Source organism: Bifidobacterium sp. LH_424 (assembly GCF_056356895.1).
In genome coordinates this window covers 368,945-393,547 of record NZ_JBKEVC010000001.1, presented here as the reverse complement: position 1 = coordinate 393,547, position 24,603 = coordinate 368,945, and the positions used below count along the sequence as shown (strand labels likewise).

The 24,603-nt window shown below is 66.9% G+C and carries 21 protein-coding genes; 5 read left to right on the top strand and 16 right to left on the bottom strand.

Going from position 1 to position 24,603, the window contains the following annotated elements:
• Window positions 1–109: 109 nt before the first annotated feature.
• The 5 genes from AC1AYP_RS01505 to AC1AYP_RS01485 all read right to left on the bottom strand — a co-directional run bounded on the left by AC1AYP_RS01505 (window position 110) and on the right by AC1AYP_RS01485 (window position 5,169).
• The gene (locus AC1AYP_RS01505) at window positions 110–343 is read right to left on the bottom strand and encodes a DUF3046 domain-containing protein (protein WP_476531868.1); all 234 of its coding nucleotides are present in this window, start codon (window positions 341–343) and stop codon (window positions 110–112) included.
• Window positions 344–347: 4 nt separating this feature from the next.
• On the bottom strand, window positions 348–863 hold the full coding sequence (locus tag AC1AYP_RS01500) for a helix-turn-helix domain-containing protein (protein ID WP_476501882.1): 516 nt from the start codon (window positions 861–863) through the stop codon (window positions 348–350).
• 93 nt (window positions 864–956) lie between these two features.
• The gene (locus AC1AYP_RS01495; protein WP_476546564.1) at window positions 957–1,553 is read right to left on the bottom strand and encodes a CinA family protein; all 597 of its coding nucleotides are present in this window, start codon (window positions 1,551–1,553) and stop codon (window positions 957–959) included.
• Window position 1,554: 1 nt separating this feature from the next.
• The gene (pgsA, locus tag AC1AYP_RS01490; protein WP_476531864.1) at window positions 1,555–2,199 is read right to left on the bottom strand and encodes a CDP-diacylglycerol--glycerol-3-phosphate 3-phosphatidyltransferase; all 645 of its coding nucleotides are present in this window, start codon (window positions 2,197–2,199) and stop codon (window positions 1,555–1,557) included.
• 141 nt (window positions 2,200–2,340) lie between these two features.
• Window positions 2,341–5,169: an FtsK/SpoIIIE family DNA translocase gene (locus AC1AYP_RS01485; RefSeq protein WP_476546563.1), complete on the bottom strand. Its 2,829-nt coding sequence runs from the start codon at window positions 5,167–5,169 to the stop codon at window positions 2,341–2,343.
• A 125-nt stretch (window positions 5,170–5,294) separates the two neighbouring features.
• Between AC1AYP_RS01485 and AC1AYP_RS01480 the strand changes: the two genes are divergently transcribed.
• Window positions 5,295–6,086, top strand: a complete 792-nt coding sequence (locus tag AC1AYP_RS01480; RefSeq protein ID WP_476546562.1) for a Fic/DOC family protein — start codon at window positions 5,295–5,297, stop codon at window positions 6,084–6,086.
• Window positions 6,087–6,169: 83 nt separating this feature from the next.
• Here AC1AYP_RS01480 and miaA read toward each other — a convergent pair whose 3' ends face one another.
• Together miaA and miaB are read right to left on the bottom strand one after the other, a co-directional pair.
• Window positions 6,170–7,210: a tRNA (adenosine(37)-N6)-dimethylallyltransferase MiaA gene (miaA, locus tag AC1AYP_RS01475; RefSeq protein ID WP_476546561.1), complete on the bottom strand. Its 1,041-nt coding sequence runs from the start codon at window positions 7,208–7,210 to the stop codon at window positions 6,170–6,172.
• Window positions 7,197–8,645, bottom strand: coding sequence for a tRNA (N6-isopentenyl adenosine(37)-C2)-methylthiotransferase MiaB (gene miaB, locus AC1AYP_RS01470; protein WP_476502026.1), 1,449 nt, complete (start codon window positions 8,643–8,645; stop codon window positions 7,197–7,199). Before miaB ends, miaA begins: the two co-directional genes overlap by 14 nt.
• A 168-nt stretch (window positions 8,646–8,813) precedes the next feature.
• Here miaB and AC1AYP_RS01465 point away from each other — a divergent pair, with 168 nt between their 5' ends.
• Window positions 8,814–9,554, top strand: coding sequence for a GTP pyrophosphokinase (locus AC1AYP_RS01465; protein ID WP_476502027.1), 741 nt, complete (start codon window positions 8,814–8,816; stop codon window positions 9,552–9,554).
• A 25-nt stretch (window positions 9,555–9,579) separates the two neighbouring features.
• Here the strand turns inward: AC1AYP_RS01465 and AC1AYP_RS01460 are convergent, their stop codons facing one another.
• The 3 genes from AC1AYP_RS01460 to AC1AYP_RS01450 all read right to left on the bottom strand — a co-directional run bounded on the left by AC1AYP_RS01460 (window position 9,580) and on the right by AC1AYP_RS01450 (window position 11,898).
• Window positions 9,580–10,569 carry a DMT family transporter gene (locus AC1AYP_RS01460; RefSeq protein WP_476546732.1) on the bottom strand — a complete coding sequence of 330 codons (990 nt, stop codon included), beginning with the start codon at window positions 10,567–10,569 and terminating at the stop codon, window positions 9,580–9,582.
• A 180-nt stretch (window positions 10,570–10,749) separates the two neighbouring features.
• On the bottom strand, window positions 10,750–11,664 hold the full coding sequence (locus tag AC1AYP_RS01455) for a Bax inhibitor-1/YccA family protein (RefSeq protein ID WP_476501888.1): 915 nt from the start codon (window positions 11,662–11,664) through the stop codon (window positions 10,750–10,752).
• Window positions 11,665–11,760: 96 nt separating this feature from the next.
• On the bottom strand, window positions 11,761–11,898 hold the full coding sequence (locus tag AC1AYP_RS01450) for a hypothetical protein (RefSeq protein WP_476501889.1): 138 nt from the start codon (window positions 11,896–11,898) through the stop codon (window positions 11,761–11,763).
• Window positions 11,899–12,109: 211 nt separating this feature from the next.
• Here AC1AYP_RS01450 and AC1AYP_RS01445 point away from each other — a divergent pair, with 211 nt between their 5' ends.
• Both AC1AYP_RS01445 and AC1AYP_RS01440 read left to right on the top strand, forming a co-directional pair.
• Window positions 12,110–12,793, top strand: a complete 684-nt coding sequence (locus AC1AYP_RS01445) for a response regulator transcription factor (protein WP_476546731.1) — start codon at window positions 12,110–12,112, stop codon at window positions 12,791–12,793.
• 218 nt (window positions 12,794–13,011) lie between these two features.
• A complete protein-coding gene (locus tag AC1AYP_RS01440; protein WP_476546560.1) occupies window positions 13,012–15,120 on the top strand; it encodes a GmrSD restriction endonuclease domain-containing protein in 2,109 nt (702 codons plus the stop codon).
• A 117-nt stretch (window positions 15,121–15,237) separates the two neighbouring features.
• On the opposite strand, the gene acnA is transcribed toward AC1AYP_RS01440, so the two are convergent.
• The 6 genes from acnA to AC1AYP_RS01410 form a co-directional block, all read right to left on the bottom strand.
• The gene (gene acnA, locus AC1AYP_RS01435; RefSeq protein ID WP_476546559.1) at window positions 15,238–17,940 is read right to left on the bottom strand and encodes an aconitate hydratase AcnA; all 2,703 of its coding nucleotides are present in this window, start codon (window positions 17,938–17,940) and stop codon (window positions 15,238–15,240) included.
• A 139-nt stretch (window positions 17,941–18,079) separates the two neighbouring features.
• Window positions 18,080–20,716, bottom strand: a complete 2,637-nt coding sequence (locus AC1AYP_RS01430) for an HAD-IC family P-type ATPase (protein ID WP_476546558.1) — start codon at window positions 20,714–20,716, stop codon at window positions 18,080–18,082.
• 70 nt (window positions 20,717–20,786) lie between these two features.
• Window positions 20,787–21,806 (bottom strand): NAD(P)/FAD-dependent oxidoreductase, encoded by a 1,020-nt coding sequence (locus AC1AYP_RS01425; protein WP_476546557.1) that lies wholly within the window; start codon window positions 21,804–21,806, stop codon window positions 20,787–20,789.
• A 20-nt stretch (window positions 21,807–21,826) separates the two neighbouring features.
• The gene (locus tag AC1AYP_RS01420; protein WP_476546556.1) at window positions 21,827–22,420 is read right to left on the bottom strand and encodes a YeeE/YedE thiosulfate transporter family protein; all 594 of its coding nucleotides are present in this window, start codon (window positions 22,418–22,420) and stop codon (window positions 21,827–21,829) included.
• A gap of 49 nt (window positions 22,421–22,469) precedes the next feature.
• Complete coding sequence (locus AC1AYP_RS01415) at window positions 22,470–22,694, bottom strand: sulfurtransferase TusA family protein (protein WP_476546555.1); 225 nt, start codon at window positions 22,692–22,694, stop codon at window positions 22,470–22,472.
• A gap of 1 nt (window position 22,695) precedes the next feature.
• Window positions 22,696–23,406 (bottom strand): YeeE/YedE thiosulfate transporter family protein, encoded by a 711-nt coding sequence (locus AC1AYP_RS01410; protein ID WP_476546554.1) that lies wholly within the window; start codon window positions 23,404–23,406, stop codon window positions 22,696–22,698.
• Between the two features lie 296 nt (window positions 23,407–23,702).
• Here AC1AYP_RS01410 and AC1AYP_RS01405 point away from each other — a divergent pair, with 296 nt between their 5' ends.
• Window positions 23,703–24,530 (top strand): aldo/keto reductase, encoded by an 828-nt coding sequence (locus AC1AYP_RS01405; protein WP_476546553.1) that lies wholly within the window; start codon window positions 23,703–23,705, stop codon window positions 24,528–24,530.
• Window positions 24,531–24,603: the final 73 nt, after the last annotated feature.

Sequence of the window (24,603 nt, the reverse complement as noted above, 5' to 3'; positions counted from 1 at the left end):
CAACGCAGTTGGTTATCGCTGTGGATAACTATAGCGCACAGGCACGAACATTTGTTCGACTTCACGACATGCACACAAATCGGCGCGGCGCGATACGCGACCGCCGGTCTCACCGCGCGGGCATTGGCGGAGCGTTATGATCCCGTCCCCAACGTTCGGAGTCGGGAACCCCCATTTGGTCGCACAGCACGTTCCACACCACACGGGGCTCCTCCCCCGCGTCCAACGCCTCGACGACGGTCATGTTCGCCAACCGCGGCAGCTGCTGGTCATGGGAGAGCGCCCGGCCGTAGCTCCGGCCGAACACCTCCTCGAGCAGCTGCCAGAACTCACGTTCCCTCACCGGCTCAAGCCCCGATCATGTCGAGGCGGTCGGCGACCATGCGCAGCAGCTGCGCGGTGCTCACGCCGAGCGCCTCGGCGATGGAGCTGAGCAGCTCGGAGCTGGCCTCCTTCTGGCCGCGCTCCACCTCGGACAGGTAGCCGAGCGACACGCCGGCCTTCTCGCTGACCTCGCGCAGCGTCTTGTGGTCGCGCGTGCGCAGGTCGCGCAGCACACGGCCGATGGCCTCGCGCAACGTCAGCTCGGCCGGTTCACGTTCGGCTTCGCGCCTGGCGTCGGACTGGACCGCGGCGCGCGCCGGGCGCTCCTCGCCGTCGGCCTCCTCCCACATGCGGCGGCGGGCCTCCTCGGCCTCGGCCTTGGCCTTCTTCGCGGCGCGCGCCTGGATCATCTGCTGCTGGGCGAACATGACGGCGCGGCGCTGCGCGGGCGTGAGCTCGCGCATGCGGGCGGCGCCGGGGCGGACCATCGCCGCGGCGGGGTTCATCGTCGTCTGTTCGGTTCGCGTCATCGTCTCCATGTTCCCATCCCTTTCCTACGGGGTCTCATATCGCTCGATATCACTTCCAACAGCCCGACGGCACGGACTATTCCCAGAGCGAAGCGGGAAACTTCAGAAAGTTGATGTGAACTGGCTCACGTTTTGCAGGACGCGCAGCACGGTACGCTCCCGAATCTGCTGCCTGGTGCCGTCGAGCCGCAGTTCGACGGCGACGGTGCGGCGGCCGTGGCCGTCAATCGCGTCGAGACGGACCGTGCCGATCGGCGTTTCCGCCCCGATCCACGTCTCCCGCGGATCCGGCGCGAGCGCGGCCGCCGTTGCCGGGAGCGACACGCCGATGTAGACGAGGCCGGCGGGCTTGTCGCCGTCCGGACCGGGCCCGGCGACGCCGGTGGTGGCGAGACCGATCACCGTGTCGCCGTCCTCCGGCTGCGCGTACAGACGCGCCGTGGCGATGGCCATCTGGCGCGCGACCTCCGGGTGCACGGCGCCTTCGCGGGCGAGCAACGCACGGTCGACGCCGAGGATGGACGCCTTCGCACGGATGTCGTAGGTGACCGCCGAGCCGAGGAAGACGGCGGAGGCGCCGGGGATGCGCACGAACGCGTCGGCGAGCAGCCCGGCGGTCAGCGATTCGGCGCATGCGATCCTCAGGCCGCGCGTCTCGCAGGTCCTGAGGATCGCTGCGGCGAACGTGTCGCGCTGCACGTCAGCGCTTCCTCGATCCGATGAACGTGTTGTAGAGGTACACGCCGCCGGAGTAGAGGCACAGGACGAGGGCCACGTAGAGCAGCGCGTAGGTGAGGAAGTAGTAGGCGCTCAGCCACATCGGCATGGCCTGCCCCTCGTCGAACACCCACAGCGGCAGCAGCAGCATGGCCAGGCCGATGCACTGGAAGAGGGTCTTGAGCTTGCCGGGCCATGCGGCGGCGATCACCTTGCCGCCGGGGCGTTCCATCACGAAGAAGCGCATCACGGTGATGCCGATCTCGCGCACGAGGAACAGGATGGTCGCCCACCACGGGAATTCGGCGAACACGGAGGCGACGACGAGCGTGCCGCAGGTGAGCAGCTTATCGGCGATCGGATCCATGAGCTTGCCGAGCTCGGTCACCTGGTCGTACTTCCTGGCCATCCACCCGTCGAGCTTATCGGTGGAGGCGGCGATGATGAAGATGATCGCCGCGGCCCAGCGCAGGGTCTGGTCGTCGCCGCCCCACGGGCCGGCCTTCACGTACAGCACAAGGAACACCACGACAAGCACGATGCGCGAGTAGGTGACGAGGTTCGGCGGGGCGTTCCATCCGTCCAGCAGTGACGGTTTCTTGTTTTCTACGATCTGTTCGTCGGTCATGGTCTTCACGTTACCCTCACTGCTCTACCTCGGGAAGGGAACGGTCTGACGGATTCCTGTAGGAATCCCAAGAGGCCGTCCCGTTCTTCCATCTTCCCGTCTTCCCGTCGCGTCGCGCCCGCGCCCGCGCCGGCGGAACCGTCACGCCTGAGTCGCGCCCGCCGATTGCGGTGCGGGGCCATCGCCGCGGATGAACGCGAGCACCGTCTGCAGGTCCTGCGGCTGGACGAGCACCTGACGCGCCTTCGAGCCTTCGGAGGGACCGACCACGCCGCGAGACTCGAGCAGGTCCATGAGACGTCCGGCCTTCGCGAAGCCGACGCGGAGCTTGCGCTGAAGCATCGACGTGGAGCCGAACTGCGTGGTGACGACGAGCTCGGCGGCCTGCAGCAGCACGTCCATGTCGTCGCCGATCTCCTCGTCCGGCTCGTTGCCCTTCTTCTCCGCCTCCTTGGCCATCTGCTCGATGTCCTCGCGGTATTTCGGCTTGCGCTGGGTGCGCACGAACTCGACGGCCTTGCGGATCTCCGATTCGGACACCCACGAGCCCTGCACGCGCTTCGGCTTCGCCTCGCCCATCGGCAGGAACAGGGCGTCGCCCTGGCCGATCAGCGTCTCGGCGCCGGTCGTGTCGAGGATGACGCGCGAATCGGTGGCCGAGGAGGTGGCGAACGCGAGCCGGGACGGGATGTTCGCCTTGATGAGGCCGGTGACCACGTCGACGGACGGGCGCTGCGTGGCGAGTACGAGGTGCACGCCGGCGGCTCGCGCCAGCTGCGTGATGCGCTGGATCGAGCTTTCCACGTCGTTCTTGGCGACCATCATCAGATCGGCCATCTCGTCGACGACCACGAGGATGTACGGGTAGGGCGCGACCTTGCGGTTCGAGCCGGCGGGCGCGTGCACCTGTCCGGCGCGCACCGCCTTGTTGAAGTCCTTGACGTGGCGGAATCCGAAGTATTCGAGGTCCGAGTAGCGGGCGTCCATCTCCTTGACGACCCATTCGAGCGCCTGCGCGGCCTTCTTCGGATCGGTGATGATCGGCGTGAGCAGGTGCGGGATGCCCGCGTACGCGGACAGTTCCACGCGTTTCGGGTCGACCATGATGAGCCGCACCTGATCGGGCGTGGCGCGCATGATGATCGACGTGAGCATCGAGTTGATGAAGCTCGACTTGCCGGAGCCGGTGGCGCCGGCGACCAGCAGGTGCGGCATCTTCGTGAGGTCGGCGGTGACGAACTTGCCCTCCACGTCCTTGCCGATGCCGGTGAGCATCGGATTCGGGTCGGCGAGCGCGCCCTGCGAGCGCAGCACGTCGCCCAGGTGCACGATCTCGCGGTCCTCGTTCGGGATCTCGATGCCGATGGCGGATTTGCCGGGGATCGGCGAGAGGATGCGCACGTCGGAGCTGGCGACCGCGTAGGCGATGTTGCGCTGGAGGTTGGTGACCTTCTCGACCTTGACGCCCGGCGAGAGCTCCACCTCGTACTGGGTGACGGACGGGCCGCGCAGGAAGCCGACGACCTTCGCATCGACCTTGAACTGCTGGAACGTGGAGGTCAGGGCCCGGATCACGCGGTCGTTGGCGGGGGTGCGGGCCGCATGCGGCTTGCCTTTGACGAGCAGGTCGAGGTCCGGCAGGCGGTACGGCGGCTCGGCCGTTTCGGCGGCCTCGCCGGTCCCGGCTCCGGCTCCCCCGTTCGCGTCGCCGGTGTCGACGATCTCGCCGGAGACCGGATCGACGTGTGGTTCAGACGGGGCGGAGGCCGCGGGAACGGCGGGGGTCATGTCCTGTTCGCCGGTGTCGGCGCCGTAGGCGCCCGTGCCGGCTCCCATCGCCACGGTGGCGGGCTGCGCCGTATGCGCGGGCACCACGTCGGCCGCGGGCGCGCCGGCGGGCAGGTCCGCGGCGGCGCCCATCACGGTGGTCGCATCGTCGGCGGCGGAGGCGATCGGCGCCCACGGATCGGTGTAGGTGGGCGAGACGGCGGGCAGGTCGAGCGAATCCGGTGCGATGACGGTGGTCTCGGCGGCGTCGCCGTGATGCTTCGCGGCGACGCGGAACGGGTCGTCGGCGTCGTACCGGTCGAGCGACGGGTCGTCGCCGGAACGACGTCGCGAGAACAGGCGCGACAGCCATCCGAACGCGCCGGAGCCTCCGCGCGACGCGGCGTCGTCCGTCCCGTCCTCGCCGTCGTGCGCGGGCACGCCGTCGGCGAACGCGATGGTGCCGTCGCCGACGCGCACCTCGTTCGGGAACTCGTCGTCGCGTTTCTCGTCGTCGGCGGAACGCCCCTGGACGCGCGCGACGATGCGGCGGGACAGTCCGGGCAGGTCGGTGACATGCAGACCCGAGATGAGCAGGAGCGAGAACAGGCCGACGATGACGAACACGACGATGGCGAACGCCCGAGAAAGGCCCCAGGCGAGCGGCGACCCCAGTGCGTAGCCGATGAGGCCGCCCGCGTTCTGGATCGCGGTCCAGTCGAATCCGGGCGTGCCGGCGGCGAGCGCCACGTCGATGATCGAGCAGACCGACCATAGGAGCATCACCCATCCGGTCATGACGCGCGGATTGCCGGACCCCCGGCCGGAGTTGCGCATCAGCCGGAACGCCACGAGGAACAGCAGGATGGGCAGCATGACGCTCATCACGCCGAACACGCCGGACGCGAGGGCATGCAGGAGACGGCCGAACGGTCCCTGGACGCGGAACCATTCCGACGCGCAGAACAGCACGCCGAACACGAGCAGCGCGAAGCACAGACCGTCACGGCGGTATGCGGGGTCGAACTCGCCCACGCCGGACACGGAACGGACCGCGGAGCCCAGCGCGCGCGGCACGGCGAGCAACGCGCGCCGCCACCACGGTTCGTCCATGTAGTCCCCCTCGTTCACCCGATCCATGCGACGGGTCCGCCCGTCGTTCGCGCCGGAACCGGCGCCTCTGCTTCCTCGTGTCTTTGCCATAGCGCACTCCAATGTAGCGAATCGCTCGTACCGTGGCGCGCATGCCGCGCGAATCATCGTCAATTCCCCATAACGGCGGGCGAGGGAACGCCCCGGCGCATGCGTCGTGGTTTATCATGGGTTGCATGACTCCAGCCGAACGTGCGAGCGCAGTCGCATTTGCACTGAAGAACTGCGCGTTGGATTCGATGAAGCCGGGCGATGCGACGATGCGCGCCGCGGCCGACTATGAGGCGGGCCGGATCGACGTGGGCGCCCTCATCGACGCGGCGGACGGCGAGACGTCCCATGTGGTGGGCGCCTCGCGGCTCGCGGACGGTTCGCTCGACGACCATGCGCGCGACCATGCGGCATCCGTGTTCGCCCGCACCGTGCTGCTGGTCGAGCGCCCGTGGCGGCCGACCGGCGACCTCGACGAGCTGACCGCCATCCACAAAGGGCTGTTCGAGGGCGTGTTCGACGACGCGGGCCGTCTGCGCACGTCGGACACGTCGCGTGGCGTGACGAACGACACGGCGCTCGCCCACAACCCGGAGGCGTTCTTCCCGGCCGGCCTGATCGAGACGGGGGCGCTCAACATCGCCACCGAGCTGGCGGAGCGACGCAACCTGCAGGCGTTGGACCGCGGCGAGTTCACGCATCGTCTCTCCCACGTCTACGACGAGCTCGGCTACCTGCACCCGTTCCGAGGCGGCAATGCGATGACGCTGCGCATGTTCGCCTCGCGTCTCGCGCACGACGCCGGCTGGGACCTCGACTGGGGCCCGGTGACTCGCGAGGCGTACAAGGCGGCGAAGCACGCGGCCTACTGCGGCGACACGTCCGGCTTCGAGCGCATGTTCGCCGCGATCGTGCGTCCGGCGAATCCGACGCGCGTGTTCCTCATCGCCGGGTTCGAGCAGGGCCCCGCGCACTGACGGCTTCCGGCGGGCCGACCCGCATCGACGAGGCCCCGGAACGTCCGCACGGGGGACGTTCCGGGGCCTCGTCGCGTCCGCGGTCAGGCGATGTCGCCGAGATGATGCTGGACGTATTCGTCGGCGTGCGCGTCGATCGCGTCGTAGTCGCCGGCGTCGGCGTGCGCGATGACCGCCATCGCGTTGTCGACGAGCCGCGGGTTCAGCGCCTCGAGCCAGTGGATGCGCGGGTCACGGCCGAACCATCCCATCTGCTTGCGGGCGAGACGGCGCGTCTTCTGCGCGATGTCCGCCCAGGCGTCCTCCTCCTCGTCCCACATGCCGTCGAGCAGGTCGATCATCTGCTGGTAGCCGAGCGCGCGGCCGGCGGTGAAGCCCAGATGCGGGCGCAGGCGGCGCACCTCGTCGAGGAAGCCGTCCTCGCGCATCCTCGCGGTGCGGATGCCGATGCGCCGATCGAGTTCGCGACGGTCCAAGTCGAGGCCGATCTGCACGGACGGGATCACGTAGCGGTAGCGCGGCAGGCTCGCCGAATACGGCCTGCCGGTCAGTTCGATGACCTCGAGCGCGCGGATCGTGCGGCGCGGGTTACGCGGGTCCATGCGCGCGGCGGCCTGCGAATCCTTCGCCTTGAGCTCCTCGAACAGCGCGGTCGCGCCCTCCGTCCTCTCGCACTCCTCGAGTCGTGCGCGGATCGCCGGATCGGTGCCGGGGAACGAGATGTCGTCGATGGCGGCGCGCGCGTAGAGGCCGGAGCCACCGACGAGGATCGGGCGCACGCCGCGCGCCTTGAGGTCGGCAATCGTGTCGCGCGCGAGCTTCTGGAAGCGCGCGACGGTCATCGTGTCATCCGGGTCGATGATGTCGATGAGATGGTGCGGCACGCGCGCCTGCTCCTCCTTCGTCGCCTTCGCGGTGCCGACGTCCATGCCGCGGTACATCTGGTAGGCGTCCGCGTTGACGATTTCGGCCTTCTGCCCCGCCGCGGCGAGGCGTTCGGCGATGGCGATGCCGAGGCCGGTCTTGCCGGAGGCGGTGGGGCCGACGATCGAGACGACGCGCGGCTCGGCGGCCGGCGTTCCGTTCCCGGCGGAGGAGGCCGAAGACGCTTCAGTGACGGACATGGTAGGTCTGCCCCTTCCTCGGATCCGGGTCGGCGATGAGGTTGTGGCGTCCCGCATGCGTGACGGTCGCGGTCACGAAGTCGCCGATCCGCGGCGTCGGCTCGCCCTCCGGCACGCCGATGTGGACGAGCACGCCGGTCTTCTCGCGTCCGGTGACGCGGTGCGTGTCCGAATCCTTCTTGCCCTGCTGACCGGTGACCATCACCTCGACGTCACGTCCCTCGAACGTGGCGAGGTTCTCCTCGGTGATCTGCTCCTGCAGCGCGACGAGACGCTCGAACCGTTCCTGGACGACGTCGTGCGGCAGCTGCTCCATGGCTGCGGCCGGCGTGCCCGGACGCGGCGAGTAGATGAACATGAACGCGGACGAGAAGCGGGCCTCGCGCATCACGTCGAGCGTGGCCTGGAAGTCCTCCTCCGTCTCGCCGGGGAAGCCGACGATCACGTCGGTGGAGATCTGCGCGTCGGGCATGGCGGCGCGGATGCGGCCGAGGATGTCGAGGAACCTGGCGGAACGGTAGGATCGGCGCATCGCCTTGAGGATGCGGTCGGAGCCGGACTGGAGCGGGAAGTGCAGCTGGTGCATCACGTTCGGGGTCTCGGCCATCGCGGCGATCACATCGTCGGTGAACGCGGCCGGGTGGGGCGAGGTGAAGCGCACGCGCTCCAATCCCTCGATCTCGCCGCAGGCGCGCAGCAGCTTGCTGAACGCGTACCGGTCGCCGATGCCATAGCCGAACGAGTTCACGTTCTGACCGAGCAGCGTGATCTCCTTCGCGCCGCCGGCGACGCAACGGCGGATCTCGTCGAGGATGTCGCCGGGGCGGCGGTCGCGCTCCCTGCCGCGCGTGGTGGGCACGATGCAGAACGTGCACGTGTTGTTGCAGCCGACGGAGATCGCCACCCACGAGCTCACGCGGGAGGCGCGGGCGGCGGGCAGGTCGCTCGGCATGTGCTCGAGCGCGTCGGTCACCTCGACCTGCGGCTTGCCGGTGGCGCGGTTCTGGTCAAGCAGGCGCGGCAGCGAGTCGAGGTTCTTCGTGCCGAACACGGCGGACACCCACGGGGCCTTGTCGGCGATCTTCCGCCTGTCGATCTGCGCCATGCAGCCGCCGACCGCGATCTGCAGATTCGGACGGTGAAGTTTGACGCGGTTGTACCGGCCGACCGTGCCGTACATCTTCTCGGTGGCGTTCTCACGCACCGCGCACGTGTTGAGCACGATCAGGTCGAGGTCGCGCGAGGCGACCTGCTCCTCGGTGGCGGGCACGTAGCCGTCCGCCTCGAGCACGCCGGCGATGCGCTCCGAATCGTGCACGTTCATCTGGCAGCCGAGCGTGTCGATATGGAACACGCCCTTGCCGCGCCGGCCGGCGATGGCGGCCGCGTCGGCGGTCTCGACGTCGTACGAGGCGCGCTCCGCCTCGGTCATCATGTCTTCATTCACAGCGTTCCATTCTATGGGACGGCCGGGTCACGGCATGTCCCGTACGTGGTATGCGACGCGGCGGGAGCGCGGGGCGGCACGGCGGATGGTGCCGGAGGGACGTTCGTGAGGAGATTTCCTGCAGACGTCCAGGTCGGCGCGGCACCCGCGACTATAATCATTCGCGTGATACTTGACCGTCATTCCCGATTGAGCACCTCCGACCTCAAAGCCCGATTGAAGGGACTGAACCTGTCGGACAGCGTCTTCGACGCCGACCAGATCACCGAATTCGTCGATCTCATGCAGGTGTACGAAGGCGCGATGTACGAGATCTCGACGAAACTGGAGATCCTCGACAACGAGTTCCAGGTGCGGTTCGCGCACGATCCGATCCACCACATGGAACGGCGCCTCAAATCGGTGGGATCGATCATCGGCAAACTGGAACGCAAGGGACTGCCGATCGCCGTCGATTCGATCAAGGACAACCTGTTCGACGTGGCCGGCATCCGCGTGATCTGCAACTACCGTGACGACGTGTATTCGGTGTCGAACTACCTGTCCGCCCAGTCGGACATCCAGGTGCTGCGCGTCAAGGACTACATCAAACGTCCCAAGCAGAACGGCTACCGTTCCCTGCACGTGATCTACGCGGTGCCCGTGTTCCTCTCGTCGGGCGCGCACTACACGCCGGTGGAGGTGCAGTTCCGCACCATCGCCATGGACTATTGGGCGAGCCTCGAACACGCGCTGCGCTACAAGGCGGACCTGCCGGATGCGAAACTCAGCGAGCATTCGCAAACGCTGCTCGACTGCGCGCGGTCCCTCCAGAACATCGAGGTGCAGATGCAGAACATCCACCGCGACATCAACGGCGCGCCGGTGGTCGAGCAGACGCCGAAGACCTCGGACTGAGTCGGGCGGGACCGGGTGCCGCGGGCTAGCCGCGACGCATCCACTTCGGCAGTTTCGCGGGCGTCTGGGCGAGCATGGTGCCGAGGAAGATGAGCGCGCAGCCGAGGTAGCCGCGTGGGGTCATCACCTCGCCGAGGAAGATCGCTCCGCCCACGGCGGAGAAGAACGATTCGAGGCTCATCAGCAGGCTGGCTTGCGTGGGCGGCACCCACTGCTGGCCGATGACCTGCAGCGTGTAGGCGATGCCCACCGATCCGATGCCCGCGTAGACGATCGGCTCCCATGCGGCCGCGGCTCCCGTCCAGTCGATGGAGCCTTCCGCGGCGGAGCCGATCCAGCTGAGCGCGGCGGTGGTGCAGAACTGGATGAACGACAGTTCGATTGCATCGACCTTGGCGCCGAGTTCGTCGATGACGAGGATGTGCGCGGCGAACAGGAGCGCGGTGAACAGGAGCAGCAGGTCGGCGAGGCCGATTGAACCGAACCCGTCGGTGATGCACAGGCAGTAGAATCCGGCGACGGCGAGCACGACGGCCACGCCGACGAGGACGCCGATGCGGCGGCGGAGGAACACGAAGGCGAGCAGCGGCACCATCACGATGTACAGGGCCGTGAGGAATCCGGCGCGGCCGGCGGATTTGCCGTAGAGGATGCCGTACTGCTGGAGGGTGCTCGCGGTGAACAGCACGACACCGCAGATGACGCCGACGACGAACGGGTTGGCGAGCGCACGGCGGAACGATGGCCTCCTTGCCTGCACCGACGGGGAATCCGGTTCGGCCCCGATGCCGCCGGTGACGGTGACGGTGCCCTCGATATCGGCGTCGTCGGCTTCGGTCTTCTCGGCGATCCTGCCTCTACGCCCATGCCGCACGAGCAGGATGGGGACGAGGGAGACCGCGCCGAGCGTGAAGCGCGTGGCGTTGAAGAACAGCGGGGTGACCGCGTCCATGCCCTGCACCTGCGCGACGAATGCGAGCCCCCAGATGAGCGCGCATGCGGTCAGGCACAGCATGCCGATGATGTCCTGTCGTCCCTGTGTTCCCGTTCTTCCCATAGGGATTCAACCTACCGTGCGCGTGCACGGATATGGGAAGGCCCGACCACATGATGGTCGGGCCTTCCGATGATTCGTGATGCCGCCCTTGCGGCCGATCGGCGGCGGCCTGGGCGGGTGGTTCCCCGCGTTTTCCTATCAGTCCCTGCTGCCGAACAGCTGGAGGATGTAGAGGAACATGTTCACGAAGTCAAGGTACAGGTTGAGGGCGCACAGGATGGAGATCTTCTTGATCATCTCCGGCCCCTGCGCCTCATACGCCTTGAACAGGGCCCTCGTGGACTGCGCGTCGTACATGGTCATGCCGGCGAAGATGACGAGGCCGATGGCGCACACGAGCCGGGTCATGCCGCTCACGCCGGGGATGAACGCGAGCACCAGCTGGGTGATGATGAGGACGACGAGCGCCACCATGAGAATCGGCCCGAACTTGAGCATGTCGAACTTCGTGGTGAGGCTGAACATGGTCAGGGCGAGGAAGAACGCGGCGGTGACGCCGAGCGCGACGCCGATCTGGCCGAGGTCGTACACCCAGAAGATGGAGCTCAGGGTGAAGCCCATGAGCGCGGCGTACACGTAGAACATGGCGCGGGCTCCGCCGACGCTCATCTTCGTGATGCGCATGCCGAGCACGACGGCCATGCCGACCTGGACGACGCACAGGCCGATCAGGCCGATCACGCCGGTGGCGGCGAGGAAGTAGTAGTAGGCGCCGGTGATCTGCGCGAGCACGGCGACCAGGGCGGTCACGACGAGACCGATGGTCATCTCGCCGTACGCCTTGGTGACGGAGACGCGTTCCGCCTGTTCATAGGAGTAGGCGACCTGGCCGTTGACGGTGGCCGCGGCGCCGCCCTGCCCCGCGTACGCGTACTGGGGCTGGCCGTACTGCGACTGACCGTACTGGGGCGGCATCTGCTGGCTGTACTGGTTGTATCCGGCGTTCTGCTGGCCCGCGTACTGATACTGCGGCGCGCCGTAGCCGGTGTTCAACGTGTTGTTGCCCTGCGGCTCGTAGTTGGGATTGGGCTGGGGCTGCTGACCGAATGTCATGTTCGCTCCTTCTCGTTATCGACGGTTCCCATCCTACGCGGCCAACTTGGCGTTGTCTGGGAATTTCAGCCCACAGCCCGACCCGGCCCATCCGCGTCAGAACAGCGGCACGGTGCAGAAGGCGCTGCCGGCGGCCCCGGTCGCCTCCTTGGCGTCCTTCTCCTCGCCGTTGACGATGACCTTGCAGGTGACCTTCTGGTCGTTGCCGCCCATGACGTCGCCTGTGACGCTCACACCGGTGAGGTCCTTGGTCTCGTCGCCGGTGAAGGTCTTCGACCAGGAGCCGGAGAACTGCTCGGTGTTGCTCGATCCGCTCTTCGTCCAGATGACGGTGCCGTCGCCGGTGGCGGTGGCCTGCAGCTCGATGGTCTTCCCGGCCTTCCGCTCCGACGACGCGTCGCCGTCCGTCTTCGTGGAGTCCCCGCTCTGCGTCCTCCGGCTTGTCGTGGTCGACGACGCGGAATCTCCGGCGCGGGTAATCGTCGTGGACGACGATCCGATGATCTGTCAGGCGATGTCGCTGATCCTCACCGACTATTCCGACGGCCGCATCATCATGTCGTCCACGGCGACGAGCGGCGCCGACGCGGTGCGGCAGGCGGCCGAGGAACATCCGGACGTGGTGCTCATGGACATCGCCATGCCCGACATGGACGGCATCGAGGCCACGCGTCGGCTCCGGGCGCTCCCCCGTCCGCCCCACGTGCTGATGCTCACTTCGCTGAGCCCGTCGAACACCGTTGAACGCGCCGTGGAGGCCGGCGCGGAGGGGTTCGTGTCGAAGACGGACTCCCCCGGCGACATCATCCGGCGCGTGCTCGGCGTATGCGCCGACGCGCCGCAGTTCAACCCGGCGAGCCAACGTCAGCTCATCAGCGGACTGCACGCCCAGCGGCCGACGTCCCGGCGCGACGAGGCCCGCGCCATGCTCGACGCGCTGCCCGAACGCGAGCGCGAGGCGGTGGTCCTCGCCGCCGAGGGGTTCACGAACGCGCAGATCGCCGCACGCATGTTCATCTCGGAACGCACCGCGAAGGCGCACCTGTCGAACGCCGCGGACAAGCTCTCGATGGGGCGCGTGCAGATGGCGCGTCTCGTGGAACGCGCCGACCTGCCGGTGCGCCCGTAGCCGCCCGCGGCCACCGACCATGGCCACATCCCGGCGGATCACCCGGCGGATCATGCGGGGCAAGTCGGATCATGTGAGGCAAGTCGCAACATCCCCGGCTCGCGATGGCCGCCGGACACGCCGCACACTGCTAGGCTGTTACGTGACAAAAACGCATAGGGTCGTCACGCTCCGCTGCGGTTCGCGGGGCCGGCCGAAGACGCCGGAAGGAACATGACATGGGTATCAACGCCAAGGAACTGCCGCTGGGTGATGTGTTCACGCCGGACTACCGGTTGTTCATACCCTCGTTCCAGCGCGCCTACATCTGGAAGCCCGAGAACATCCTGCAGCTGGTGAACGATCTGCTGGAGGCGTGCAAGACGCCGGAGACGCCCTACTTCCTCGGCTCGCTCATCCTGGTGCGCGAGGGCGGCCCCCGCTACGAGGTGATCGACGGCCAGCAGCGTCTCGTCTCCCTGTCGATCATCATCGCCGCGCTGCGCGACCTGGAACGCGACCCCGAGTGGATGACCCTGCTCGACCATCTCATCGTCGATCCGGGCGACAAGCTGCGCGGCATCGTCAACGAGCCGCGGCTCACGCTGCGCGAACGGGATGCCGCGTTCTTCCGCGAATACGTGCAGGAAGGCAATCTGGAGGCGCTGTTCGATCTGGGCGACGAGGACTGGACGACCGCGGCGCAACGCAACATCACGCGCAACACGAAACGCGTCTACGACGAGCTGTCCTCCCTGGGCGAGGAGGAGCGTCGCGCGTTCGCCTCGTACATGGTCAAGATGGTCACGCTGGTCATCGTCACCACCGACGACCTGGACGGCGCGCACCGCATCTTCGACGTGATGAACATGCGCGGACTGCCGCTCACCGCGTCCGACGTGTTCAAGGCGCGCGCCACGTCCGCGCTGAAGCCGGCGGAGATGGACGCGTACGCCGCGCGCTGGGACGACATCATGGACCCGCTCGGCGACGACCCGCAGTCCACCGAGGAGTTCTTCGCGACGCTGCACATGGTCCTCACGCACAAGCATTCCACCGACAAGCTCATCGAGGAGTTCCTCGCCGACGTGCTGCAGCCGCGCATCGACGCGGGCGACGTGCCCGCGTTCATCGACGGGACGCTCGCCCCCTATGCGGCCGCATGGCAGGTCATCGCCCACGCGCCCGACACCGTGCTGCCCGACGATGTGAAGTCGCGGCTCGAGGCGTTGAACGACTACCGCAACCATGAGTGGAAGGCCGTCGCCATGTGGACGCTCGTCCACTCGTATCGCCATCTCGGCTCCCCCGACGTGTCGCCGTTCGCGTCGCGCGCCGGCCGCGCGGCACGAGCGAACGCGACGGTGAAGACGCTCGGCGGCCATGATGCGCACCGTCTCAATGAAGTGCTCGCCGCGCTGGAACGCATCACCGGCGTCGACACGTTGAACCGCGTGGACTCGTTCACGCGCCGCGGCCACATGACGGCAGCGATCCGCGACCTCGACAAGGGGTATCCGACGAATCTGGTGCGCGGCCTGGCCGTCAGGGCCGACGACCGCACCGGCGCGCTGATTCGGCTGCACAGCGAGATGCAGGGCGACGACGAGCTGATTCGCCTGCTGCTCATCCGCGCGAACGAGCAGGCCGCGGGCGCGCACCTGACGCGCCCGCGCCGTCTGAGCGCGCTGGCGGTCATGCCGTTGGACATCGAACGCTCCGCGTCGTTCGCGAACTGGTCGCAGGACGACCACGATTACTGGATGTACCGTCTCGGCAACATGGCGCTCGCCCAGGGCGCTCCCGACCAGCTCGACCGCATGGGCGAGTACATGCAGCGCCGCGACCGGATCCTCATGCGCGCCGACTCGCGCAGGTTCCCGCTGACCGACGGGCTGAAGGACTTCAACGAGTGCACGCCGGCGATGCTCAAACACCGTCAGGAGGAGACGATCCGCCTCATCGCCGACTACTGGCAGATCCGTTACGACGAGAACCACACGGATCTGACCAGCCAGGACAACGACGCGCTCGCCCAGGTCACGGCGGCCAAGCCGTCGCACGGATCGCGGCGGGTGACCATCCGTCAGGTCGTCAAGGCCGGGCTGCTCATCCCCGGCGAGAGGCTCGTCTGGGAGCGTCCGCGCAAGGGCGAACGCTGGTATGCGACCGTGACCGAGACCGGCAAATTCCGTCTCGACGACGGTTCCGAGCACGCCTCCCCCACGGCTGCGGCGAAGGCGGCGGCAGGCGGCAAGGCGAGCGGCGGCCTGGACGTGTGGAAGCGCACGTCGGACGGCATGAAACTGTCGGAGATCTGGAAGAAGTACCGCCAGCAGGCCGGCTGACGCGCGGCACGCGCCGGGAAACGGTCAGTCGGGTAGTGCGATACGAGAGAAGGGGTCTGGAACACAACCGTTCCAGACCCCTTCTCTCGTTCCACCTTGCGGCCGGCCATGCACCGACTACTTGCGCATGAGGTTCCTCAGCACGTACTGGAGGATGCCGCCGTTGCGGTAGTAGTCGGCCTCGCCGGGCGTGTCGATGCGCACGACCGCGTCGAATCCGACCGTCGAGCCGTCGGCCTTCGTGGCGGTCACGTGCACGGTCTTCGGCGTGACGCCGGAGTTGAGCTCATCGACGCCGGCGATGTCGTAGGTCTCGGTGCCGTCGAGGCCGAGCGACGCGTAGGACTCGCCTTCGGGGAACTGGAGCGGCAGCACGCCCATGCCGATGAGGTTCGAACGGTGGATGCGTTCGAAGCTTTCGGTGATGACGGCCTTCACGCCGAGCATCAGCGTGCCCTTCGCGGCCCAGTCGCGCGAGGAACCGGTGCCGTACTCCTTGCCGGCGAGCACGACGAGCGGCGTGCCCTCGGCCTTGTAGTTGAGGGACGCGTCGAAGATCGTGGACGGCTTGCCGGTGGTGAAGTCGTAGGTGTAGCCGCCGGGCGTGACCTCGTTGCCTGTGGAGGCGAGCAGAAGGTTGCGCAGGCGGATGTTGCCGAACGTGCCGCGCACCATGATCTCGTGGTTGCCGCGGCGCGAACCGTAGGAGTTGAAGTTCTTCGGCTCCACGCCGCGCTCGGTCAGGTACTTGCCGGCGGGGCTGGACGCCTTGAACGCGCCGGCCGGGGAGATGTGGTCGGTGGTGACGGAGTCGCCGAGCAGGGCGAGCACGCGCGCGCCGTGGATGTCGGACACGGGGGCGGGCTCGGCGCTCATGCCGTCGAAGAACGTCTGGCGGCGCACGTACGTGGACTTCGGGTCCCATTGGAACAGTTCGTCCTCGGGGACGTCGAGGCCCTTCCAGCGATGGTCGCCCTCGAACACGGAGGCGTAGTCCTTGAGGAACATCTCGCGGCTGACCGTGCCGTTGACCACGGCGGCGACCTCCTCGTTGGTCGGCCAGATGTCCTTCAGATACACGTCGTCGCCGTCCGCGTCCTGGCCGAGCGGCTGCGACTCGAAGTCGAAGTCCATCGTGCCGGCGAGCGCATAGGCGATGACGAGCGGCGGCGAGGCGAGGTAGTTCATCTTGACGTCCGGGCTGATGCGGCCTTCGAAGTTGCGGTTGCCGGACAGCACGGCGGTGACGGTCATGTCGTTCGCGTTGATGGCCTCGCTGATCTCGGGCAGCAGCGGGCCGGAGTTGCCGATGCAGGTGGCGCAGCCGAAGCCGACGAGCTCGTAGCCGAGCGCGTCGAGGTCGTCCTGGAGGCCGGCGGCCTTCAGATAGTCGGCGACGACCTGCGAGCCGGGCGCGAGCGAGGTCTTCACCCACGGCTTCGGCTTCAGACCCTTGAGGTGCGCGTTGCGGGCGATGAGGCCGGCGGCGACCATGACGGACGGGTTGGAGGTGTTCGTGCAGCTGGTGATCGAGGCGATGGCCACGTCGCCGTTGTTCAGCTCGAAGTCGCCGCGGAAGTCGGTGGAGACGGGCACCGGCTCCTTGACGGTCTTCTCGGTCTCGTAGGCGGGCAGCGTCTTCTCGAACGTCTCCTTCGCCTCGGACAGGACGATGCGGTCCTGCGGGCGCTTCGGGCCGGCGATGGACGGCACGACGGTCCCCAGGTCGAGCTCCATGTATTCGGAGTACTTCGGCTCGACGTAGTCGGGGTCCTTGGCGTCGCCCCACAGCTTGTTGGCCTTCGCGTAGGCCTCGACGAGCGCGACCTGCTCGTCGGAGCGGCCGGTCAGGCGCAGGTAGTCGAGCGTGACGTCGTCGATCGGGAAGATGCCGCAGGTGGAGCCGAATTCGGGGCTCATGTTGCCGATGGTGGCGCGGTTGGCGAGCGGCACGGAGGCGATGCCCTCGCCATAGAATTCGACGAACTTGCCGACGACGCCGTGCTTGCGCAGCATGTCGGTGATGGTGAGCACCACGTCGGTGGCGGTCACGCCCTCGGGAATGGAGCCGGTGAGCTTGAAGCCGACGACGCGCGGCACGAGCATGGAGATCGGCTGGCCAAGCATGGCGGCCTCGGCCTCGATGCCGCCGACGCCCCAGCCGAGCACGCCGAGGCCGTTTTCGGTGGTGGTGTGCGAGTCGGTGCCGACGCACGAGTCGAGGTAGGCGAGCTGGCGTCCGCGCTCCCCCGCCTTGGTCATGACGACCTTGGCGAGGTATTCGATGTTGACCTGGTGGATGATGCCGGTTCCCGGCGGCACGACGCGGAAGTTGCGGAACGCCTGCTGGCCCCAGCGCAGGAACTGGTAGCGTTCGCCGTTGCGCTGGTATTCGATGTCCATGTTGAGTTCGACGGCGTTGGGCAGCGCGTACTTGTCGATCTGCACGGAATGGTCGATGACCATGTCGGACTGGACCTGCGGGTTGATGACCTCCGGGTCGCCGCCGAGGTTCTTCACGGCGTCGCGCATGGTGGCGAGGTCGACGATGCACGGCACGCCGGTGAAGTCCTGCATGACGACGCGGGAGGGGGTGAACTGGATCTCGTGGCTGGGTTCGGCGTCCGGATCCCAGTCGAGGAGCGCCCTGACGTGGTCGTCGGTGATGTTGGCGCCGTCGATGTTGCGCACCAGGTTCTCCACGAGCACCTTCAGCGAGTAGGGCAGGTGGTCGACGCCGTCGAGGTCGGCGATCTTGTAGTAGTCGAAATCCTTGCCGGCGGCGTGGAGCGTCGCCAGTTGGTCGTCACGTAGGGACATGCTTCCTCCGAATCATTGGACCGGCTTGATGTCGCCGATTATCCACTCGAAATGGTACGGGAACGTAACTTTCCCTCTGGCGTGTCGGCTTGAAACGTGAGACAATACGCCGCCCGCCGCGCACGTGCGGAGTGAACGCTCACTTTCCGTCGCGACGGTCCGCGCGACCGACGGGACGCGCGTCCGCCCGGTCTCCAGCGGCGCGGCCGAGCAGCCTGCCGAGCGCCGTGCGCGACGCCCACGGCACCGCGGCAAGGCAGACGGCGAACACGGCGGCCGCGCCGGCGAGCGCGATCAGCGTGGGCGCGACGAGCGCGCCGGTGGGGACGACGAGCGCGAAGAAGCGCGCGACGAACGGGATGAACATGCCGATGACGCCGGCGGCGGCGAACACGGCGACGAGCGCGCCGCGCCAGCCGTTCAGGGGGCGCGCGACGCGGGCAAGCACGAACACGCCCATGACAAACAGGACGATCGCCTCGGTGGCGCGCAACGAGGCGAGGTCCGCCGCCGAACCGGCCACGTCCCAGCCCATGATGCGCGGCAGCGTCCATGCGGTGATGAGCACGGACAGGGCGGTGGCGATGCCGCCGGGTAGCGCGAATCCGACGACGCGCTTCAGGAAGCCGGGGATGTAGCGGCGCGTGTTCGGCGCGAGCGCGAGGATGAAGGCCGGCATGCCGATGGTGAGCGCGCCGATGTAGGTGATATGGCGCGGCAGGTACGGGTATGGGATCTGCGTGAGCACCACACCCAGCGAGATGAGCGCCGAGTACACGGTCTTGACGAGGAACAGGCCGGCGACGCGTTCCATGTTGGCCATGACCTGCCGTCCGCGGGCGACCACGTCGGGCAGGTGGGAGAACTTCGAGTCGACGAGCACGACCTGGGCGACGGCCTTGGTGGCAGGCGCGGCGTTGCCCATCGCGATGCCGAGGTCCGCCTCCTTCAGGGCGAGCGCGTCGTTGACGCCGTCGCCGGTCATCGCGACCGTGTAGCCGCGCGCATGCAGCGCGTCGACGATGAGCTTCTTCTGGTCGGGCAAGACGCGGCCGACCACGTCCACGTTTTCGAGGACGCGACCGAGTTCGGCCGGATCGTCGGGCAGCAGACGCGCGTCCATGATGCGTGGATCCCGGTCGCCGGCGAGCCGCACCTTACGCGCGATCGCGCCGACGGTGACGGGATTGTCGCCGGAGATGACGCGGCATCGCACACCCTGTTCGCGGAACCAGGCGAGCGTCGCCTCCGCGTCGGCGCGCACCCGCTCCGAGCACACCACCAGCGCCACCGGCACCGCGCGCCGGTCGAGCGCGATTGCATCTTGGCCCCCTCTGACGAGGGAGCTGTCGGCGCCAGCCGACTGAGGGAGAGATCCCGGCAAGTCCCCGGACGCCGCGCCTTGGCCGTCTGCACGCGCCCGCGCGACGAGCAGCACGCGGCTGCCCTCCTTCGCGATCGTCTCGACCCGTTCCAGCAGCGCCGCGTGGTCGCCGTCCAACGCCGCCAACAGCACCTCCGGCGCCCCCAGATACCATGTCGCACCGCCCGCGACCGTCACCGCGCTCCACTTGCGCGACGACGAGAACGGCACACGTGCGACGACCTCGCCCGGCGCGTACCCACGCGCCCCAAGCCCGTCGAGCACGGCGCGGCCGGTCGCGTTCGGCTGCTCCTCGTTCGCGAGATCGTAGAGCGCCTGCGTCGCCTCCCGCTCCCCGGACGTCGCGTCGCCGCCGCCATCATCGTCACTGCCGTTACCATCGCCGCCCCGCAGCATGACCACCCGGTCGAGCGCAATGCCGCCGTCGGTGATCGTGCCGGTCTTGTCGAGGTTCAGACAGTCGACGCGCGCCAGCGTCTCCACGGATTCAAGCTCCTGAACCAGCGTCTCGTGACGTGCGAGACGCATCGCGGCGACGGCGAAGTTGAGCGAGGTGAGCAGCACGAGTCCTTCGGGAATCATGCCGACGACGCCGGCGACGGCGGAGACGACCGCCTGCCGCCACTGTCCGGTGGCGAGCGAGACCGACCATCCGCCGACCGTATGGATCTGGGAGATGATGAGCAGCACGCACAACGGCACGACGAGGAACGTCATGAACTTGAGGATCGTGTTGATGCCCTTGTTGAGGTCGGAGACGGTCTTCTTATACACCTTGGCCTTCGCGGTGAGCGTGGCCGCGTACGACCGTGCGCCGACGGCGGTGACGCGTGCGAGCGCCATTCCGGAGACGGCGGTGGAACCGGAGTAGACGTCGTCGCCTTCATGCTTGCGGACGGTGCGCGATTCACCGGTGAGCATCGACTCGTCGAGCTCCAACCCCCAGTCGCGGACGATCTCCGCGTCGGCGGGCACCTGTTCGCCGGAACGAACCCAGAGCAGATCGTCCATGACGATGCCGTCATGCGGCACGGTCACGTCGCGTCCGTCGCGGCGCACGAGATAGTCGGAGGCGACGAGGATGGAGAGCCTGTCGAGCGTGCGTTTCGCGCGCAGCTCGGTGACGATGCCGATGCCGGTGTTGATGATGATGACGAAGCCGAAGACCGCGTCCTTCCACGAGCCGGTGGCGAGCACGAGAATCATCGCCGCGAGGATGATCCCGTTGAACAGGGTGAACACGTTGGCGCGCACGATGTCCTTCACCGAGCGCGACGTGGAGTCCTTCACCTTGTTGACCGCCCCGGACGCGACGCGCGCCCGCACCTCGGCTGCCGTCAGACCGGTCTCGTCCACATCGTCGCCCACGCCAATCGCTGAATTCGCACTCATGCCCACTACCCTACCGTGCGTCGCCCCGTAGAAGCTTATTATGGGCGGTCAGCCTCATATCAGCCGGATTCTACGAATGTTCCAGCAGATAGCGTTCCGCTTGCACCGCCGCATAGGCGCCGTCTCCGACGGCCGTGGCGATCTGTCTGACCTTCGTGTTCCTTACGTCGCCCACGGCGTATACGCCCGGCAGTCCGGTCGACAGATCCCGGTCGGTCACGACATGTCCGGCTCCGTCCAATTCGATCTGTCCCGTGAACTGTTTCGTGTCGGGGTCGAATCCTATGTAGAGGAACACCTGATGCACGTCCAGGGTGCGTTCCGTCGTCGCGCTCGCTTCATCACCGTCATTTGTGGGAGTCTCCACGACGATCCGTTCGAGATGGCTTTCTCCTTGATACGCCGTAAGACGGCTACGCCAGAGGAATTCGATGCGGGGATCGGCCGCGGCCTGTTCCAGCAACGTCCGCCCGCATGCCGCCTCCCGTTCCCCTCTGCGTACCACGAGATACACTTTGCTGGCATATCGTGCGAGGTACAAGGCCTCTTCGACGGCGGACTTCCCCGCCCCGACGACGGCCACGGGCAGGCCCCTGCACGCCGCCGCGTCACAGACCGCGCAGAACGAGATGCCTCGTCCGAACAGGTAGTCGTCCTCATGGGCGAGTCCGAGTGTGCGTGGTTTGCTGCCGGTGGCGATGATGACCGCACGAGCGTGGTAGTCGGCACGGAAGGTCGATACGACATGGTCTCCGTCCTTGGATAAACGGACACTGTCGACCGACGATCCCACCAGTTGGGCCCCGGATGCCCGTGCCTGCTCCTCGAACCGCTGTGAAAGCTCGCCGCCCGTAACGCCTTCGGGGAATCCCGGATAATTGCGGATGACATCCGTGGTGGTCATCAAGCCGCCGGCGGCGTTCTTCTCGAACAGCACCGTCTTCAACCGGGCCTGAGCCGCATAGGTCGCAGCCGTCAGACCGGCCGGACCGCCGCCGATGACGGCGACGTCGATCCTCTCCTCGCGTTTCCCTCGTCGAGATGACGCCTTGGCGAGGAGACCTGCAAGAACGGACGTCTCCCCGGCCACAGTCCGATCGTTTCCATCCGTCACTTGGCCACCAGCCACTTGGATAGAATCCTGCCGCCGATGATGGCGCCGAGGAACAGGAATACGAAGAACACCCAACCAGACAGGCTCAATGCGGAGATGCCGGTGAACAACGCACCGATGTTGCACCCTTGGGCCATTCTCGCCCCATACCCCATGAGCAGACCGCCGACTACGGCACCGAGGAGCTGCCGCTTGTCGCTGATCTTCCTGATGCGGAATTGGGAGGCGAGCAGGATGGCGATCAGCGCTCCCACCACTACACCGATGTCCTCGATGGATCCTCCGTCCAGAAGGAATCCGCCGGTGATGACCTTCTGTTCCTTGTCGGAGGCGTAGTACGCCCATGATGCCGGGTCGCCACCGAACGCCTGATAGATCCATGCTCCCCAGTTCGTGAATGCGCTCGTGACGCCCCACCCCTTGCCGAGCGCGGCGAACGAGGCGATCTGGAGCACGGCGAGCAATACCGCGCCCGTCACGTACGTCAACGGCTCCTTGAGCAGTTTCCTGTACAGCTCCTTCTGCCCCAATCTGACGAATGGATTGGCCGAAACCGATGTCTTCGCTGTTGCGTTTATTGCGGCGGTCATTGCACCGTCCCCTTCCCTTTGATGATGGTCGATTCCCCGATTATTCGGATTATTTGACGATGACGATCGCCCATACGCCCGTGCCGATCTCGATGGTCTCCACGTCGTGCCCGTGCAGTCGTGACCATTCCGGGATGTTCTTGATCGCGCACGTGTGATCCACGGTCACGATCAGCGTGTCGCCCTTGCTGAGTTCGTCAAGCTTGCGCTCCGTCTTCAGCAGCGGTACCGGGCATGCCTCGCCCTTGCAGTCGATCGCGTATTCAGCCGCCATATCACTTCTCCCCCTTCGCCGCGGCGATGGCCGCCTCGGATTTCTTCTCCTGCCATTTGAGCGCGGCGACCCACAACAGTGCGATCAACAGCAGCTGCAAGGCAATGGCGCCGAACCAACCGAACACATCGGGCAGGAACACCTTCGGTGCGTTGGGTGTGAGTTTGTACCAGAACGCTCCGGAATCATGGGCGCCCCACGCCGAGCCGATCACGAAGAACACAAGAACGACCAACTGCAGAGTGTTGCCCTCTCCGATTCTCATCAATGTGCCGGAGGCGCAGCCTCCCGCGATCACCATGCCGATGCCGAACAGCAGCGCGCCCAAAGGCAACGACAGGTTCAGGGCGTTCACGCCGGAGGAGACGATCTCTGCGTTCGGATCCGCCACATACGCGCCGTATTTGATGGCGCCGACCCCGATGGTAGCCACCGCGAACGCAATCAGCACACCACGCAACAAGGATGTGCTGCCGGTCAGGAACGGGTCTCTGGAAGCCGCCGCGAAGCAGAACCTGGAACGCTGCACGACATAGCCGAACGCGAGACCGAACAGCCAGAACGTGGCCACCTTCGGACTGTACGAATGGAAGAACGCCCCCGCCACGATGGCCACTGCGACCACAAGTATGGCCCAGGGTATCTGGGTCCTGCGCTCCTGTTCCAACTGCAGCCTGCGCAACTGCGCCAAATCCAGACTCGCTGCCGTCATTTCCCCTCCTTGATTCCGTTTTCGGTAAGCCGACGCCCCGATATCCGAACACCACGCTTCACCGGCCATGACATGCCGGCTTCGTGGACGGTTCCCCCAATCGCAAGGAGCAGGTCTTCCCCAAGATCCGCTCGGGCGTTACGGACAACGTACTACAGGAATGGCGGCCGTGGAACCGCGCGGCTCTAGTTAAATCCGATGACACGTTATCATCGCGGCCATGGCATTCGCATCCCATGAACGTATTCCATAATTACAATGATGACGTCAGCATCATTGCGCGAGAAGGGAGCGTCATGGCTATCCAGTCGACGATCACATTGAACAACGGCACGGTCATCCCGCAGGTGGGATTGGGCGTGTTCCAGACGCCGGACGGCGACACGACGGTGAACGCGGTCACCGCGGCGCTCGAGGCCGGCTACCGTCACATCGACACGGCGAGGATCTACGGCAACGAGGAGTCCGTGGGCGAGGGCATCCGCCGTTCCGGTGTGCCGCGCGGGGACATCTTCCTCACGACGAAGCTGTGGAACGACGACATCCGCGCGCACCGCGCGAAGGACGCGTTCCAGGAGAGCCTCGACCGTCTCGGCGTCGACTACGTCGACCTGTATCTCATCCACTGGCCGGCCGACGGCTGGCGACAGGCGTGGAGCGACATGCAGGAGATCTACGCCTCCGGACGCGCGAAGGCGATCGGCGTGAGCAACTTCCAGCGCCATCATCTCGAGGAGCTGTTGAAGGATAGCGACGTGACGCCCGCGGCCGACCAGATCGAATCGTCGCCGCAGTTCGCGAACCAGGAGCTCGTCGACTTCGCGCACGGCCTCGGCATCGCCGTCGAGGCGTGGAGCCCGCTCGGCGGCACCGGCGGCACGCTGCTCGCCGACCAGCGTCTGGCCGAAATCGGCGCGAAGTACGGCAAGTCGCCGGCGCAGGTCGTCATCCGCTGGCACATCCAGCGCGGCGTGGTCGTCCTGCCGAAGTCCACGCACGCCGAACGCATCCGCCAGAACTTCGACGTGTTCGACTTCAACCTGACCGCCGCCGACATGGCCGCCGTCGGCGCCCTGGAGACCGGCCGCCGCAACGGCGCCGACCCGGATAATTTCGATTTCTGATCGATAAGTGGCAAGTTCAACGACATTCGAGCCACGACCAAGAATAATATGTCGCCCATGCAACTGCACATGG